This window comes from Labilithrix luteola, from assembly GCF_001263205.1.
Classification (GTDB): domain Bacteria; phylum Myxococcota_A; class Polyangia; order Polyangiales; family Polyangiaceae; genus Labilithrix; species Labilithrix luteola.
In genome coordinates, this window is record NZ_CP012333.1 from 6,871,367 (window position 1) to 6,886,734 (window position 15,368).

Consider the following 15,368-nt stretch of genomic DNA (forward strand, 5'->3'; position numbering starts at 1 on the left):
TCGCCCACCAGCGGGACCGCCAGTAGTTCCGCGATTGGAAACGCGATGGGGGATCGAGAGCTCGCCGAAGGTGATCACGGCGCCGACCATGCGCACGACGCGAGCGAGGTCGACGACGACGATGCCGTCTTCGAGCTTCGCTTCACGCCGAGTGTCGCACTCGTGGCGACGGTGCGCCGGTTCGTGAGTGACTTCTACGCGCAGATGCTCGGCGACGACGATCTCTCCGGGCGTCTCGCGATGGCCACGCACGAAATGCTCGAGAACACCGTCCACTATTCGTCGGACGGCAAAGGCTCGCTCGAGATCTTCATGAAGCGTCGTCCACAGCGCGTCGACGTTTGCATCAAGACGCGCAACCGCGCCGAGGCCGAAGTCCTCGCCCGAGCCAAAGAGGCACTCGACGGCGTCGTCGGCGCCGAAGACCCCAATGCGCATTACCTCGCTCTCTGCCGGCGAGCCGCCAAGCGATCCGATGGTGGGTCGGGCCTCGGCCTCGGTCGTATCCGGGCCGAAGCCGATCTCGGCGTCTCCTATTCGATCGGAGGCGAGCAGCTGACCATTCGCGTCGAAGGAAGCTTCGACGTCGGTAACCCTCCGCCCCCAACGCTCGCATGACCGAAACCCACTCCTCCGCCCACATCGAAACCGAAGAGCTCCGCGTCGCCGTGGGGCCCGAGGAGCCGCTCACGCTCCGTTTCGCCGGCAGCGCGGACACGCGCGCACTCGGCGCGATCGAGAAGGTGCTTTCGGTCTTCCACGACCGTGCGCTGGTCGAGACGCGGAAGGAGGTATTCGTCGACTTCCGCGACCTCTATTTCATCAACTCGTCCTGCTTCAAGGCGTTCGTCGTCTGGCTCGGACGCGTTCAGGATCTCGAAGACGGCCGCCAGTACCGCATCCGCTTCATCTCCGACGACGACAAGCCGTGGCAACGGCGCAGCCTCGGAGCACTTCAGTGCTTCGCGGTCGATCTCGTGCAGATCGAGACGCAGGCGCCCGGTGTTGGAAGTTGAGGAAGTTCCGAAGCAGCTCGTAGCCCGCTTCCGGGCCGTCTCGCTCGAACGCATCGACCGTATCGAGTCCACGTGGCTCGGTCTCATCGAGCAGACGACCACCGCGGAGGCCGAGGCGGAGCTGTACCAAGACCTGCACACGCTGAAGGGCGATGCGCGGGTCGTTGGCTTCGCCGACGTGTCGCTCCTCGCGGAGCGTCTCGAAGAGCTCGTCTTCGCCGCGCGCCGCCGGCGCTATCGCATCCACGAAGACGTCGACGTCGTCGTGACGATGGCGTTCCAGTTCCTGAAGATGCTCCTCCGCAAGAAGGCGGGGCAGTCGCAGGGCGGCATCGACCTTGGCGGCTTCTTGAAGCACATCGACGAGGTCCTCGCCGAGTGGCCTCGGACCACGCAGCCTCCAACCACGGGCGCGTTCCGACCTTCGAGCCGCGCGGTCGAGAGCGTGCGCATCCCGCAGGCCGTTCGTCAGCGGCTCGGCGCGGTCACCGCGCAGGTCTTCGTCGAGGCGCTCGCCTCGAAGCCGAACTCGATCTCGCGCACGCGTCTGGTGGGCGTGTGGCAAGAGCTCGCGCGCCAGCTCTCGGAGCTCGATGCAGTCTCGCTCGCGCCGCTCCTTCGAGGGCATGCGCTATCCGTGCGCGAGCTTGCGGGAGAGCTCGGCAAGGAAGTCGACGTGGTGGTCGACGCCGACGAGGCGCGCGTGGGCCTCGAGGTGCTCGATGCTCTCAACGCTGCGCTCGTGCACGCGCTTCGCAATGCGCTCGATCATGGCATCGAATCACCCGATGCGCGTCTCGCGGCAGGCAAGCCGCGACGAGGCACGCTTCGCATCCGTGTGACGGCCGCGCAGGAGGCGATCGAGCTCGTCATCGCCGACGATGGCCGCGGCGTCGACATGGATGGCGTGAAGCGTCGCGCCGTCGCGTCGGGGCTGATGACGGCCGCTCAGGTCGCGGGGGCGTCCGAAACCGAGCTGCTCGAGCTGCTGTTCAAGCCGGGATTTTCGCTGCGCGAGAACGTCAGCTCGATTTCCGGTCGAGGCGTGGGGATGGACGCCGTGCAAGCTGCCGTTCAAGGGGTAAAGGGCCGCGTCACCATGACGTCGGTTCCGGGCCGCGGCGCCACGTTGTCGATCTTGGTGCCCCAGGCATCCTGCACGATGGAGGTGGCTTGCCTTCCGTCGACTGCGGGCGGCATCTCGCTCGTGATCTCGTCGGCGTGGATGCCGAAGGTCGTTCCCTCGGTGCCATCGCACCTTGCCGCCGTGGATCCACTCCCGTGGCTCGGCATCACGCCCACGGTGACCACGCCCACGTTCGTCGTGCTCCACCGCGATCGTGACGAGCACTGCCTGGCCGTCGCTGGCTCTCCGACGCTCGCGCGCGCCACGCGCATCTGCCCCACGTCGCCGTCCGAGCCGCTCGAAGTGGTGCAGGTGGGCGACGAGCCGGTGCTCATGATTCGCCCCGAGCTCCTGCTTCCGCTCGTGTTGATGGGCCGCGTTTAGCCTTGTGGGGCCGAAGGCCCCCTCGAGACCTCACGGTCTCGAGCCTCCCCCCGGTTGCCCGCGGCGGGTCGCCTTCGGCGCGTCGCGCGAAGCGCGCGACGAAGAACCCGCCGCTCGCGGTGTGACGACCTGCAGGCGTCTTCGTCTCTCAACGATAAGCCGACACGTGAGACAGAGACAGTTGCTCCCCTCGGCGGAGGCGTTCGCCTTTCGGCGGTCGCGATGCGTGCGATTTCGGCGGTCGCGATGCGCGATTTCGGCGGGAGGTTCAGTTCGTGTTGTGCTCGAGGATGCGCACGCCGACGAGGGAGACGTCGTCGGCGAGGCCGCGCGTACCCACGAAGGACATGACCGCCTCGCGAACCTTCGCTGCCGGGCTCTCTCCGGCAACGTGGGCATCGCGCACGAGCGCGTAGAGGCGGTCTTCGCCGAAGAAGTCGCCGTTCGGCGCCCGCGCATCGGCGATGCCGTCGGTAAAGAGGTAGATGCCTTCGCCGGGGCCGAGCGTCGTGCTCACGTTCTCGTAGCGCATGCCGGCGCGAACGCCCATGAGGGCGCCTTTGCCTTCGAGGAGCGAGAATCCGTTGTCGCGAACGACGCATGCCGGCGGATGACCGGCGCACGCGAGGACGATACGTCCTTCTTTCGGATAGACGTCGACGCACGACGCCGAGAACAGCATCTCGCTCGAACGGTACGTGCCCGCGATGCTCTCGTTCAGAGCCTGCAGCAGTGCGCCGGGATCGGCCGCGCGCTTCAGCGACTCGTAACCGCTCTTGATGAACATCGTCGTGAGCGAGGCGCGCACGCCGTGTCCGGTGGCGTCGGCGATGAAGATGCGGAGCCGATCTTCGAGCGCCGAGACCGTATAGACGTCACCGCCGACGAGGCCGAACGGTTCGTAGAGCCCTTCGAGCTTCACGCCCTTCGCGTTCGGCAGACTCATCATGAGCTGCTGGAATTCGCGTGCGCGCTCCAGATCTTCGCGGGTGGTCGCGTCGCGTTCTTCGACTTCGCGGAGAAGGCCGACGAGCTCGCGCTCCTGGACTTCGAGCATCGCCAGCTCCTCGGCGCGCGATCGCGCACGGAGCGTGGCGGCGATGGCCGAGCTCAGCTCGGCAGAAGCTTCCTCGAGGCGCTGGGCCTGCTGGAGATTGCCGCCGACCACCAGCAATCCGACGAGCTCTCCGGAGTCGTGCAGGCCGGCGATGGTGAGGCGCCCGTCACCCATCGCCTTCGCGAGCGGCTTCATCGATTCGAGGGGCGTCTCGTCCGAGTGGACGAGGAGTCGCTCGGAGAGAAGCCGTTCGTAGAGCGATCCGTCGCGTTCGACGCTGATCGAACCGGCGCCGTTCAACTCGTTCGGCAGTCCGGCGGCGGCCTGGATGGTGAAGGCCGAGCGAACCGGGTCGTCGAGGAGCAGCGCGCAGGGAACTCGATCGAGCTCCGCATTGGCGAACGCAACACCACGCTCGGCGACGTCGTCGACGGTTTCGCAACCACGCAGAGCCCTACGCAGCGCGTCGACGCGCTCACGTTCCTGCAAGCGGAGACGAAGCTCTTCGTTCTCCCGCTTCAGGACCTCGATTTGCTCGAGGAGAGCGGACATCTCACTTCACGTATTTTCGAAGAAGGATGGTGGTTCCGCGATCGGGGCCCGAGTCGACTTCGAAGTGATCGACGAGCCGTCGTGCACCGAGAATGCCTTTTCCCATGCCCGTGCGCGAACGATAGGTTCCGCTGAGAACGAGTTTGACGTCGGGAATTCCGGGGCCCTTGTCGCGCGCGACGATTTCGATTCCAGGCCGCGGCTGGCCGAGCTTCTTCAGGAGAATTTCGCCTTTGCCTGCGTATTGGAAGATGTTGCGCGCGAGCTCGGATATCGCGGTCGCGACCTTGACTTGATTGATTTCCGTCAACCCGAGCGAACGGCAAAGCTCGCGACCACGCGAGCGCGCACGGACGATGTCGTCCTCCGCGAGGATGGGAATTTCGGTCTCTTCGACCGCCTGGCTCGTAACGTTCACCATGTCAGAGATCCGATGGGTGTCGCGGATGAGTGGCGCGATTGTGCACGACGTTTCTCGTTCTTGCGAAAAGAAACCGCACGCAATACGCAGGATGACGATAAGTTGAGGATGTGCGCTCCCTACGGATTCTCCTCGTCGACGACAGCGAATTCGTGCAGGCCCTCGTCTCGGCGGTCATCGAGGAACGTGGGCACACTGCCGTTGTTGCGACCGGTCCGCTTGAGATTGCCAATTTGGTCGCTGGCGCTCCGCCCGATGTTGCATTGGTCGACGTCGGATTTCCCGGCATCGACCCCGATCGCCTGGCGACCATCTTGAAGGCGGACCTCGCACCCGTTCCGTACTTCGTCTTCTCCGATCGCAAGGAGGCCGACTTGATCGCCCTCGTGGAGAAGCTCGGCGCGCGGGGATTCCTGCCCAAGAAGGCAGGCTCGTCGCTGGTCGACAGCATCGAAGCGGCGTGCGCCGGGGACGGCTGAGTGAAGAACGCTCCCATCACCATCACCCGTTGAACTTCAACTCGGAAGGCGGCGCGGTGGTCTTTGCGCTGCGGACGGTGAGCGTTCCGAGCAAGTAGTCGGCGATGAGCTCAGCCGAGAGCGGGCGCACGACGGCGTCGCGCTTCATGGCCGCGCGAGGCATCTCGTTGGGGATCGCGGTCTCCACGCGCTCGGCGATGGTGAGGCATCCGGCAGCGCGCATGGCGAGGAGGCCCGAGGCGCCGTCTTCTCCGCTGCCCGACATCACGACGCCGATCGCGCGCGAGCCGTGGGAGGCCGCGAGGTCGGTGAGGAGGATGTCGGCTGACGTCTTGCCGTTCGGCGACGGATCGCCGACGAGCTCACCCCGCTTCGGGACACGAGGTTGGATGCTGCCGTCGCAGACGTAGATCTCGCCGGGGACCATGGGCTGCGAGCCCTTGGCCACGATGCTGACGGGCACGGCGGTGAGCCCGCGCAAGAAACGCGCGAAGCCGTCGGCGAAGCGAGGCGGCATGTGCTGGACGATGACGACGGAGGACGGAAAGTCCTTCGGCAGCCGCTTGATGACTTCGGAGAGCGCGCGTGGCCCTCCGATGCCTGCTGCGATGGCGACGACCTCGGCGTTGGAGACGAGCGACTCGGGCGACGCCGGCGCGCGCTCAGTGAGGCGCGTTCCGAGGTCCATCGGCGGGGGCTGCGTGGGGCGCGCCTGAATCGGCACGCGAGCAAGCGTGCGCGCCAGGTTGCGGAGACGCACGGTCGCCTCGGTGTCGGTCACCGCGGGCTTGGGCGAGAAGTCGAGCGCGCCGCGCTGAATGGCCTGGAAACCCAGTGCCGAAGGCCCACCGAGCCGCTCGCTCGTGATGACGAGGATCGGGACGGGGCACTTCTGCATCAGCCACTCGATGGCCTCGAGCCCGCTCGGTCCGGGCATGTCGATGTCCATCGTGACGAGGTCGGGCTTGAGTGCGTCGACGACGCCGATCGCGTCGTAGGCGTTCTGCGCCTCGCCGACGACTTCCATGTCGTCGTCGCCCTCGAGGATCTCGCGGAGAATCGCGCGAGCGAGGACCGAGTCGTCGACCATGACCACGCGCTTCTTGCTCATGTGACTGCTCCCGGCACGTCTTCCGCGAAAATGGCCACCTCGAGCTGATCGAGGGCGTGGCGGAGAACGCGGCGATCGTTGCGATGTGCGGCGTCTTCGGCGATGCGCGAGAGCGTGGCGATGTCGGCCGAACCGACGAGCGCCGCTTCTCCGCCGAGCGTGTGCAGCTCGGAGGCCACGTTGTCGAGCGGCGCCTGGTCTCCGGCTCCCGAAAGAAGGCTCGCCGCGCGCTCGTAGCGCTTGGTGGCCGACTGGGCGAACTGCGCGCGGAACTTCTCGCGGAGGGCGCTGGCCTTGGCCGACGGTTGCGCAGGTTGTTCGGCGGCGCGAATCGCGGCTTCGAGTCGGCCGATGGCGACGAGTAGCTTCGCCTTCCACTCGTGCATCGTGGCTTCGTCTTGCCGCGACGTTCGCGCGGCGTGCTCGGCCTCGCGCGCGAACGTGATGATGTCGCGGAGACCGAGGAGCTCGGCCTCGTCGCCCAGCGAATGGAGCTCCCGAACGACGATCTCCTCCGGCGGGGCCGCGGGAGGTCCGAGGTTCTTCTGCGCGCGATCGAGCCGTTCGCGCGCGAGTGCGGCGAACTGGCCGAAGTACTTCTTGCTCTTGTCCTCGGTCATGACGTCTCCGCGAGCAGACTCTTGATGCGGGCCACGAGTGCCTCGACGCCGGCACCCTTCGATACCCAGGCGGCCGCGTTGGCGTTCTTCGCGCGCTCGGCGAGCTCCTCGTCTGCCACGGTCGAGAAGAGAACGACGGGCGCCGTGACCCCGTAGGTGTCGTGAAGCATTGCGGCGAGGTCGTCGCCGAAGGCCTCGGGCATCTGCACGTCGAAGACGATGAGTACGTGCTTCGACCCGATGAGGAACTTCTCGAGCGCGGTCAGATCGATCGCGCAGTCCACTCCAAAACCTTCTTCGACGAGGGCGCTCTCGACCATCTCGAGGGCAAGAGGGCTGTCGTCGACGACGAGGATTCGCCTCGTTTCGTTCGATTCAGGCAGCGCCGGCATCGCTCGTGCTCCGTGCCATGAGGAACTCCAGCGTGCGGAACAGGTCCCGCAACACGATGGGCTTGGCGAGGAAGAGATCCGCGCCGGCGTCGAGCATGGCCCGCCGCGCGCGGTCTCCTCCGACGCTCACGCCGATGGTGGTCGTCTTCGCAAAGCGCGTGTTCGCGCGCAGCTTGGCGATGAGCGCCGCGCCCGACGGCTCGGGGAGGAAGTGATCGACGATGGCGACGTCGAACTCGCCGCCCTGCAGATGCTGCCAACCGGCATCGGCATCCTCGGCTTGGGTGAGCTCGACGCGGCCCTCGCGACGCTCGAAATACTTGGTGACGGCGTATGCGAACATGTCGCGGATGAGCCGGCCATCCTCGACGAGCAGGAGTCGGACGCGCGGCGCTGCGCCGCGGTTCGCGATTCGCGGGCTCGCCAGGCTGATGTTGTTGAGCAAGGAGAGGAGGCGCGTCTCGGAGACGGCATCCGGAATCTCGAACTTGCAGACGTATCCGCTCGGTCGTCCCGGCCCGCTCATGTGGACCTGCGACACCGAACCGCGAAGTTCGATCGGGGAGAAGACGTAAGGGAAGGAGAGGCGCACGTTCATGCGCGCGCCAATCGCGGGGAGATCGTCCGAGATGAGGAAGACGGACTGCTCCGTCAACTCGACCGCCGCGCATACGTCGACGCGATCGCCGTGGGCGATCTCGGCACGCAGGATCCCTGTGTTCGACGACTCCGCGATCACGTACCCCCCATGATCGTCCAAGCGTTCGCGGATGCTGATCGGTCGTCGGTTCGGTGGAGCCCGCGTGGGGGGAACTCGCGTCGGTGCATTCGCCTCCCTAGACCAAGCAGCATAACGGGGAAGCGACGCGCGGCGTATCCTCCCCGCGGAGGATATGCCGCAGTTAGGGCGCACACGCGGAGAGCCTTGCAGGGTCGTCCGCTCGGTTGTGGCTCATGTGGGGAGTTTCGTCTGGCCGCGTCGCGTCTTCACGATGACGCCGTCGTTCGCCTCTTCGAGGAACGGAGCGAGCTGGGTCTGGGCGAGCCGGGTGAGTTTGGCGTCGTACGGACCGCCCTTCGCGTCCTTCTTCACGACGAGATAGAGCTCCCCGCGATCGTTGGCGCGGAGCGTCGAGGGATCGAGGGGCTCGCGCGTCTCGTCGCTCAAGACGAGGACCGCGTCTCCCTCCTCGTCGTGGATGGCCCGGACGAAGAACGGGACGTCCTCGACCACGAAGTACGTCCAGTCGTAGCCGTTCGTGAGGATGTACCGCCCGTCGTCGGGGTGCCGGCCAATCCACGTGTGGAGTGCGGCCGCGAGCTTGGGGTGCTCGACGGGGGCCTCGTCGTGGAAGAAGTAGCCCTCCCGGTCCAGCCGGATGGTGCTCTCGCGCGAGCGGCCTTCGGGCGCGGGGAAACGGAAGAAGTCGGGGTGATCGCCGGGCTTCATCGGCTGGCAATGTAAGGCCGTTCGGAGGATCCGTCGTCGTGTGCCTTGCGCGGCGCGGAACTCGGCGGAAATACTCGCTCCGCAAACTGATCGGTGCGCTCGAACGCTGTCTTGACGCCCGGTCATGGAGCCCTATACAGAGGTTTCAAAAGTTTTTGAAACTTCAGAGACCGGGAGATCTGGCGCTATGGCGTACGACGGATTGCGCGCGTTCGTTCGCGTTTTGGAGCGCGAGGGAGAGCTCGTGCGCATCCAGCGCGAGGTCGATCCGCACCTCGAGCTGGCGGAGATCGCCGATCGGACGATGAAGGGGGGCGGCCCTGCGCTGCTCTTCGAGAACGTCAAAGGCTCCCGCTTCCCCCTCCTTATTAACGCGTACGGCTCACGCCGTCGGATGTCGCTCGCCCTCGGCGTGGCCGATCTCGAGCAGCATGCCCGTGCGATCGAAGAGCTCGTCCATACCCGCGCCCCGAAGAGCGCCCGCGAGCTCGCCGACATGGCGACCCGCCTGCCGGCCCTCGCTTCGGCGGTCCCGCGCAAGGCCTCGAGCGCTCCTTGTCAGGAGGTGGTGCTCACGGGCGACGACGTCGACCTCGACGCATTGCCGGTCATGACGACCTGGCCGAAGGACGGCGGCCCGTTCTTCACGCTGCCGAACGTCATCACCAAGGACCCGGACACGGGCATCCGCAACATCGGGATGTACCGCATGCAGCGCATCGACCGTCGGACGACGGCGATGCACTGGCAGATCCACAAGACCGGTGCGCGTCACTTCCGTCGCGCGAAGGAGCTCGGCAAGCGTCTCGAAGTGGCCGTCGCGTTCGGCGGCGATCCCGCCCTCACGTATGCGGCCACCGCGCCGCTGCCCGATGGCATCGATGAGTGGATGTTCGCAGGCTTCCTGCGCGGCCAGTCCGTCGAGTACGTCCGCGCCAAGACGGTCGACCTCGAGGTCCCCGCGGGCGCCGACTTCGTGCTCGAAGGTTACGTCGATCCGAGCGAGATCCCGTTCGACGAGGGGCCCTTCGGCGATCACACCGGCTACTACACGCCGGTCGAGCCGTTCCCGCGCTTCCATGTGACGGCCATCACGCACCGTCGCGACGCGGTTTATCCGTCCACGCTCGTCGGCCCGCCTCCGATGGAAGACGCGTGGCTCGGCAAGGCCACCGAACGCCTGTTTTTGCCGCTCCTCCGGATGATTTTCCCGGAGGTCGTGGACATGAACCTGCCCATCGAGGGCGCGTTCCACAACCTCGTCCTCGTCTCGATCAAGAAGCAGTACCCGTTCCACGCCTCGCGCATCGCGCACGGCATGTGGGGCTCGGGTCAAATGTCCTTCTCCAAGGTCATCTGCGTCGTCGACGACGACGTCGACGTACAGAACATCCCCGAGATCGCGTGGCGCCTTCTCGCGAACCTCGATCCCAAGCGCGACGTCTCCTTCGTCGATGGCCCCGTCGATCAGCTCGATCACGGTGCAAACCAGGCCTTGTGGGGAGGGAAGATGTGCATCGACGGCACGCGGAAGTGGCCCGAGGAGGGCTACAAGCGCGAGTGGCCGGACGTCTGCACGCAGAGTGACGCCGTGAAGGCGCACGTGGACGGGATCTGGGCCTCGCTCGGCATCCCTTTGACCGCCCCGGGAGCATCAGGAGCCATGGGCAAAGACCGCCTCGTCGCCGAGCTGTCGGCGCGCAAGGATGCGCCCGCCTCCCACGCGAACGCGAATCGCGCCATGTTCGACCGCATCGCACCGACCTACGACCTCTTGAACCGTCTGATGTCGCTCGGCATCGACAAGCGATGGCGCAACAAGGCCGTCGCGCGCATCGCTTCGTTCTTGAAGCACGACGGCTCGGCGGTGCTCGACCTTTGCGCCGGCACGCTCGATCTGTCGGTGCTCCTCGAGAAAGCTCTCCCCGATTCGCGCATCGTGGCGTGTGACTTCTCCGAGCAGATGCTCGCCCTCGGGCAGAGCAAGATCACGCGAACGGAGACCGTCGTCGGCGACGCGCTCGACCTGCCCTTCGAAGACGGTACGTTCGGCGCGGTCGTCTGCGGTTTCGGGATGCGGAATCTCTCGGATCTCCGCAAGGGCGTCCGCGAGGTGAAGCGTGTCCTCCGCCCCGGCGGCCTCTTCATCACCCTCGAGCTCTTCCAGCCGAAGCTCCTTCGAACGCGTGCGCTGCATCGTGCGGCGCTCGACGCGGCGTTGCCCGTCCTCGGCTCGGTCATCGCGAAGGATCGCGACGCCTACGCGTACCTCTCCGAGAGCATGCAGGGCTTCGTCACGAAGGCGGAGTACGAAGAGCTCCTTCGCAGCGAAGGCTTCGGCAACGTCGGCGCATCGGAGCTCACCCTCGGCGTGGCCTCGCTCGTCGAAGGTACGTCGCCTCTCGTGAGGTCGAGCGTCAACGGCGTTCACGAGGCGCGGGCATGAAGAAGCGCAAGATCGTCGTCGGCATCACGGGGGCGAGCGGCGCGCCCTACGCCAAGCGCCTCCTCGAGGTGCTCCGCACCCGTGAAGACGTGGAGCTCGGCGTGTGCCTCTCGGCGACCGCCCCCGAAGTCTGGGCGCTCGAATGTGGCGGCAACCTCCGTGAAGAGATCGCGCCGCTGCCGATCTGGGGGATGCGCGATTACAACGCGCCTTTCGCGAGCGGCAGTGCGGGCTGGCACGCGATGGCCATCCTTCCGTGCTCGATGGGAACGTGCGCACGCGTCGCCCACGGCATCTCCGATACGCTGCTGACGCGCGCGGCCGACGTGATGATCAAGGAGCGCCGGCCCCTCGTCATCGTTCCGCGCGAGACACCGCTCTCGGTAATTCACCTCGAGAACCTGACCACGCTGGCGCGCGCCGGCGCGACCATCATGCCGGCAATGCCGTCCTTCTACGGCAAGACCAAGACCCTCGAGCAGGCCATCGACACCATCGTCGGTCGCGTGCTCGATCACCTCGGTGTGGAGCACGACCTGCTCCGTCGCTGGGGCGATCCCGATCTGCGTGTGAGCAAGGAGGAGCGATCGTGACGCGTTTCGTGGAAGAGGCAATCGCGCGCGCCGGGCTCTTGCCCGTGCTGACGGCGCGTCGGGGCGGCGAGATGGATGTGGTTCGCGGAGCGATCGCTTCGTGGCGTTCGGCGGATCTCCTCGCGCTCGGCGCGGTGGCCGATCTGGTGCGCGCCGAAGACGAAGGCACCGAGGTGCGCATCCACGAAGGCAACGACGACTCGGTGCTGTGGGTCGACGGTGCTCCCAGCGAGCTCGACGTGCTTCGCGAAGTGGCCGTTGCGCGTATCTCCTCGGCGCCCGGAACCAAGGTCGGCATCGATTGGGGCAAGTGGGGGCTCGAGCTCGCACAAGTGGCCCTGGGCTTCGGCGCGACCGACCTGCGCGGTCCGATCACGCGCAAGAGCGGCCTGCCGATCCTCGAAGACGAGACGAAGAAGGTCAAAGGGCAGGGCATGGTCGATCTGCGCTCGCTCATGAAGCGCGAGCTCGCGGACCTCGTACGGTATGCGGGCCGCTTGCCGGTGTTCATCGGCGAGCAGGGCAAGAGGAGCGACGCGTCTTCGTCCACGCAGGAGGTGGCCGGTGCTTGATACGATTCGACAGAAGGTTCGCGCCGGCGAGCGATTGACGTTCGACGACGGCATGGCGCTCTTCCTCGAGCCGGATTTGCTCGCCGTCGGCCAGCTCGCCAACGAAGTGCGCGAGAAGAAGCACGGCGACCGCACGTACTTCAATCGCAACATGCGCGTCGAAGTCACGAACGTGTGCGTGGCCTCGTGCCTCTTCTGCTCGTTCGCGAAGCTCGAAGCGCACATGCCGGGCGCTCACACGATGACGCTCGAAGAGGCGTGGCACGAACTCGAGGTGCGGATGGATGATCCGCCCACCGAGGTGCACGTGGTCAACGGCCTGCATCCGGGGCTGCCGTTCTCGTACTACGAGGACCTGCTCAAGGGCTTCAAGCGCATCAAGCCCGACGTCCACTTGAAGTGCTTCACGGGCGTCGAGATCCACTTCTTCGCCCAGCACTACGGCATGTCGTACCGCGAGGTGCTCGAGCGCCTTCGCGCAGCCGGCCTCGATAGCCTTCCGGGCGGCGGCGCCGAGATCTTCGACGAAGACGTTCGCTCGCGCATCAGCGCCGACAAGGCGACGGCGAAGGAGTACCTCGAAGTGCACCGCGTCGCGCACGCGATGGGCATGCGCACGAACATCACGATGCTCTACGGACACATCGAGACGTTCGCGCACCGTGTCGATCACATCCTGCGCGTGCGCGAGCTGCAGGACGAGACGAACGGCCTCCAGGCGTTCATCCCGCTCGCGTTCCACCCCGATGGAAACGGCATGAAGAACCTGCCGGCGCCCACCGCCGTCGACGACCTGCGCACGCTCGCCGTGAGCCGGCTCATGCTCGACAACGTCGATCACATCAAGGCGTACTGGGTGAGCCTCACCCCCGACGTCGCGCAGATCGCGCTTCGTTTCGGCGCCGACGACATCGACGGCACGATCGTGCACGAGACCATCTACAAGGCTGCCGGCACGCGTTCGCCGGGCGCGCTCGGCTACAACGAGCTCGTGCGCCTCATTCGTGAAGCGGGGCGCATCCCGGTCGAGCGTGACACGCTCTACAACGTCGTTCGCGAGCATCCGCGTGCCGAGGCGCCGGAAGCGGCCATGAAGGTGAAGGAACGCAACAAGCGACTGGCCGTCGTGCAGCCCGCGCGTGGATCGAAGGAGGTCTCGTCGTGACCACTGCTGGCAACGTGGTGAAGGTCGAGGAGGCGGACCGCCTGCGCGTCTACGCGGTCGAGTATCTCAACGCGCGCCCGCTCTGGGAAACGCTTCGCGACGGTCCGGCCGCGAAGATCGTCGACCTGCAGCTTGCGCGGCCGAGCGAGCTTGCACGTGCGCTCGCCGAGAAAGAAGCCGACGTGGGCCTGTTGCCCGTCGCGGCGGCGGCGACCATCGGCGACCTTCGCCTGATTCGTGGCATGGCCATCGCGTGCCGTACGAAGGTGCGCAGCGTCTCGATCGTATCGGAGCGACCGATCCACGAGCTCACCTCGATCGGCCTCGATCTGTCGTCGCGCACCAGCGTCGTGCTCGGTCGCTTGCTCCTCCAGCGTCGCAAGCTCACGCCGCATCTCTTCGGCGCTGAGCCGCAAGCGGCAATCGAGGCCGTGAAGGATCGCACTGGCGCGCTGATCATCGGCGATGCCGCGCTCGACGTGGAGAACCGGTTCCCGTACCGCCTCGACCTCGCCGAGGATTGGATCGACTGGACGGGCCTGCCCTTCGTGTTCGCGGCCTGGTTCGCGCGGCCCGGCGCCGTTCGTGCCGAGCACGAAGAGCTGCTTCGTGCGGCGAAACGTGAAGGTCTTCTGCGTCGCGACGCGATCGCGAAGGAGCACGCGGCGCGCACGGGCCTCGCCGAGGCCTCGCTGCAGTCGTACCTCCGCGATTCGCTCTGCCACGATCTCGGCGACAACGAGCTTCGCGGGATGGAGCGCTTCTGGATCGAAGCGGCGCGTGCGCACCTGCTTCCGTCGTGCTCGGCGGTGTTCAGCGCGGCGGGTGATGCGGAGCCGGTATCGTCGGTGCGTCGTCCAATCAGCGCGCCGCCGCCGTCGCGCACCAGCTTCGGGACACGTGCACGTCCCTCGCTCGATGCGCTCCTCTCCCGCGCCGCCGATGGAGAGCGTCTCTCGCTTGCCGAAGGAACGCGTCTGCTTCGTGAAGGTACGTTCTTCGAGCTCGGTCTCGCGGCAGACGCCGTGCGTCGTCGCAAGCACCCGAAGGGCGTCGTCACCTATATCGTCGATCGCAACGTCAACTACACGAACGTCTGCACCACGAGCTGCCGCTTCTGCGCCTTCTACAGGCCGGTCGGGCATCCCGAAGGGTACGTTCTCTCGCGCGAGGTCCTCGGCAAGAAGCTGCAGGAAGTGGTCGACGCGGGCGGCGTGCAGATCCTCCTCCAGGGCGGTCTCAACCCCGAGCTGCCGCTGACCTGGTACGAAGATCTCTTCCGCTGGATGAAGAGCGAGTACAAGCTCGGTCTCCACGCGCTCTCGCCCGAGGAGATCATCCACCTCTCGAACCTCGAGAAGCTCCCGGTCCGCACGATCCTCGAGCGACTCCACGCCGCTGGCCTCGACTCGGTGCCAGGTGGCGGCGCCGAGATTCTCGTCGATCGCGTTCGCCGCAAGATCGCCAAGACGAAGTGCACGAGCGCCGAATGGCTCGGCGTCATGCGCACCGCGCATCAGATGGGGCTCCGCTCGAGCGCCACGATGATGTACGGCACGATCGACACGCCCGAAGAGCGCGTGCAGCACCTCCTGAAGGTCCGCGATCTCCAAGACGAGACCGGCGGCTTCACGGCCTTCTTCTGCTGGGACTTCCAGTTCGAGAAGGGCGTGCACATCCTCCCGGGCGAGCACGGTACGCACCTCTACCTGCGCACGCAGGCGGTCGCGCGGCTCATGCTCGACAACGTCGATCACGTCGGCGCCTCGTGGGTCACGCAGGGCCCGGCCGTTGGTCAGGTCGCGCTCCGCTTCGGCGCCGACGACTTCGGCAGCGTCATGTTCGAAGAGAACGTCGTCTCGAGCGCCGGCACCACCTTCGGCATCAACGCGGACAAGATCGAGGGGCGCATCAAGGAAGCGGGCTTCCGCTCCGTTCGTCGCAACGTTCGTTACGACTGGCTGACCGAACCGGTCTGAACGCC

16 protein-coding genes are annotated in these 15,368 nt (G+C 66.4%); 9 read left to right on the top strand and 7 right to left on the bottom strand.

The window, feature by feature from the left end; genetic code table 11:
• Nucleotides 1-45: 45 nt before the first annotated feature.
• From AKJ09_RS29820 to AKJ09_RS29825, 3 genes are read left to right on the top strand one after another with little or no spacing between them, the layout of a single operon-like run.
• Nucleotides 46-618, top strand: a complete 573-nt coding sequence (locus AKJ09_RS29820; protein ID WP_169927983.1) for an ATP-binding protein — start codon at nt 46-48, stop codon at nt 616-618.
• Entirely contained in the window at nt 615-1,016 is a 402-nt protein-coding gene (locus tag AKJ09_RS53410; protein ID WP_169927984.1) for a hypothetical protein, read from the top strand. Before AKJ09_RS29820 ends, AKJ09_RS53410 begins: the two co-directional genes overlap by 4 nt.
• Complete coding sequence (locus tag AKJ09_RS29825; RefSeq protein ID WP_169927985.1) at nt 1,003-2,526, top strand: ATP-binding protein; 1,524 nt, start codon at nt 1,003-1,005, stop codon at nt 2,524-2,526. The genes AKJ09_RS53410 and AKJ09_RS29825 overlap by 14 nt, the downstream gene beginning before the upstream one ends.
• A gap of 268 nt (nt 2,527-2,794) precedes the next feature.
• On the opposite strand, the gene AKJ09_RS29830 is transcribed toward AKJ09_RS29825, so the two are convergent.
• Both AKJ09_RS29830 and AKJ09_RS29835 read right to left on the bottom strand, forming a co-directional pair.
• Nucleotides 2,795-4,135 (bottom strand): PP2C family protein-serine/threonine phosphatase, encoded by a 1,341-nt coding sequence (locus tag AKJ09_RS29830; RefSeq protein WP_146651260.1) that lies wholly within the window; start codon nt 4,133-4,135, stop codon nt 2,795-2,797.
• Nucleotide 4,136: 1 nt separating this feature from the next.
• Nucleotides 4,137-4,556: an anti-sigma regulatory factor gene (locus AKJ09_RS29835; protein ID WP_146651261.1), complete on the bottom strand. Its 420-nt coding sequence runs from the start codon at nt 4,554-4,556 to the stop codon at nt 4,137-4,139.
• 110 nt (nt 4,557-4,666) lie between these two features.
• Between AKJ09_RS29835 and AKJ09_RS29840 the strand changes: the two genes are divergently transcribed.
• Complete coding sequence (locus tag AKJ09_RS29840) at nt 4,667-5,035, top strand: response regulator (protein ID WP_146651262.1); 369 nt, start codon at nt 4,667-4,669, stop codon at nt 5,033-5,035.
• Nucleotides 5,036-5,057: 22 nt separating this feature from the next.
• On the opposite strand, the gene AKJ09_RS29845 is transcribed toward AKJ09_RS29840, so the two are convergent.
• The 5 genes from AKJ09_RS29845 to AKJ09_RS29865 form a co-directional block, all read right to left on the bottom strand.
• Complete coding sequence (locus tag AKJ09_RS29845) at nt 5,058-6,146, bottom strand: chemotaxis protein CheB (RefSeq protein WP_146651263.1); 1,089 nt, start codon at nt 6,144-6,146, stop codon at nt 5,058-5,060.
• The gene (locus tag AKJ09_RS29850; protein WP_146651264.1) at nt 6,143-6,766 is read right to left on the bottom strand and encodes an Hpt domain-containing protein; all 624 of its coding nucleotides are present in this window, start codon (nt 6,764-6,766) and stop codon (nt 6,143-6,145) included. Before AKJ09_RS29850 ends, AKJ09_RS29845 begins: the two co-directional genes overlap by 4 nt.
• Complete coding sequence (locus AKJ09_RS29855; protein ID WP_146651265.1) at nt 6,763-7,158, bottom strand: response regulator; 396 nt, start codon at nt 7,156-7,158, stop codon at nt 6,763-6,765. The genes AKJ09_RS29850 and AKJ09_RS29855 overlap by 4 nt, the downstream gene beginning before the upstream one ends.
• The gene (locus AKJ09_RS29860) at nt 7,142-7,897 is read right to left on the bottom strand and encodes a response regulator (RefSeq protein WP_146651266.1); all 756 of its coding nucleotides are present in this window, start codon (nt 7,895-7,897) and stop codon (nt 7,142-7,144) included. Before AKJ09_RS29860 ends, AKJ09_RS29855 begins: the two co-directional genes overlap by 17 nt.
• Nucleotides 7,898-8,110: 213 nt before the next feature.
• Nucleotides 8,111-8,608, bottom strand: coding sequence for a hypothetical protein (locus tag AKJ09_RS29865; RefSeq protein ID WP_146651267.1), 498 nt, complete (start codon nt 8,606-8,608; stop codon nt 8,111-8,113).
• A 187-nt stretch (nt 8,609-8,795) separates the two neighbouring features.
• Here AKJ09_RS29865 and AKJ09_RS29870 point away from each other — a divergent pair, with 187 nt between their 5' ends.
• The 5 genes from AKJ09_RS29870 to mqnC are packed head-to-tail and all read left to right on the top strand — an operon-like array spanning nt 8,796 to nt 15,363.
• The gene (locus AKJ09_RS29870; RefSeq protein WP_146651268.1) at nt 8,796-11,054 is read left to right on the top strand and encodes a menaquinone biosynthesis decarboxylase; all 2,259 of its coding nucleotides are present in this window, start codon (nt 8,796-8,798) and stop codon (nt 11,052-11,054) included.
• A complete protein-coding gene (locus AKJ09_RS29875) occupies nt 11,051-11,647 on the top strand; it encodes a UbiX family flavin prenyltransferase (protein WP_146651269.1) in 597 nt (198 codons plus the stop codon). Before AKJ09_RS29870 ends, AKJ09_RS29875 begins: the two co-directional genes overlap by 4 nt.
• Nucleotides 11,644-12,219 carry a hypothetical protein gene (locus tag AKJ09_RS29880; protein WP_146651270.1) on the top strand — a complete coding sequence of 192 codons (576 nt, stop codon included), beginning with the start codon at nt 11,644-11,646 and terminating at the stop codon, nt 12,217-12,219. The genes AKJ09_RS29875 and AKJ09_RS29880 overlap by 4 nt, the downstream gene beginning before the upstream one ends.
• On the top strand, nt 12,212-13,384 hold the full coding sequence (mqnE, locus tag AKJ09_RS29885) for an aminofutalosine synthase MqnE (RefSeq protein ID WP_240488631.1): 1,173 nt from the start codon (nt 12,212-12,214) through the stop codon (nt 13,382-13,384). The genes AKJ09_RS29880 and mqnE overlap by 8 nt, the downstream gene beginning before the upstream one ends.
• Nucleotides 13,381-15,363, top strand: coding sequence for a cyclic dehypoxanthinyl futalosine synthase (gene mqnC / locus AKJ09_RS29890; protein WP_146651272.1), 1,983 nt, complete (start codon nt 13,381-13,383; stop codon nt 15,361-15,363). The genes mqnE and mqnC overlap by 4 nt, the downstream gene beginning before the upstream one ends.
• The last annotated feature ends 5 nt before the right edge of the window (nt 15,364-15,368 follow it).

Excerpts from the sequence above, each read along its gene's own strand:
- AKJ09_RS29820 (WP_169927983.1), top strand. The coding sequence starts at position 46 with ATGGGGGATCGAGAGCTCGCCGAAGGTGATCACGGCGCCGACCATGCG.
- AKJ09_RS53410 (WP_169927984.1), top strand. The coding sequence starts at position 615 with ATGACCGAAACCCACTCCTCCGCCCACATCGAAACCGAAGAGCTCCGC.
- AKJ09_RS29830 (WP_146651260.1), bottom strand. The coding sequence starts at position 4,135 with ATGTCCGCTCTCCTCGAGCAAATCGAGGTCCTGAAGCGGGAGAACGAA.
- AKJ09_RS29835 (WP_146651261.1), bottom strand. The coding sequence starts at position 4,556 with ATGGTGAACGTTACGAGCCAGGCGGTCGAAGAGACCGAAATTCCCATC.
- AKJ09_RS29845 (WP_146651263.1), bottom strand. The coding sequence starts at position 6,146 with ATGAGCAAGAAGCGCGTGGTCATGGTCGACGACTCGGTCCTCGCTCGC.
- AKJ09_RS29850 (WP_146651264.1), bottom strand. The coding sequence starts at position 6,766 with ATGACCGAGGACAAGAGCAAGAAGTACTTCGGCCAGTTCGCCGCACTC.
- AKJ09_RS29855 (WP_146651265.1), bottom strand. The coding sequence starts at position 7,158 with ATGCCGGCGCTGCCTGAATCGAACGAAACGAGGCGAATCCTCGTCGTC.
- AKJ09_RS29865 (WP_146651267.1), bottom strand. The coding sequence starts at position 8,608 with ATGAAGCCCGGCGATCACCCCGACTTCTTCCGTTTCCCCGCGCCCGAA.
- AKJ09_RS29870 (WP_146651268.1), top strand. The coding sequence starts at position 8,796 with ATGGCGTACGACGGATTGCGCGCGTTCGTTCGCGTTTTGGAGCGCGAG.
- AKJ09_RS29875 (WP_146651269.1), top strand. The coding sequence starts at position 11,051 with ATGAAGAAGCGCAAGATCGTCGTCGGCATCACGGGGGCGAGCGGCGCG.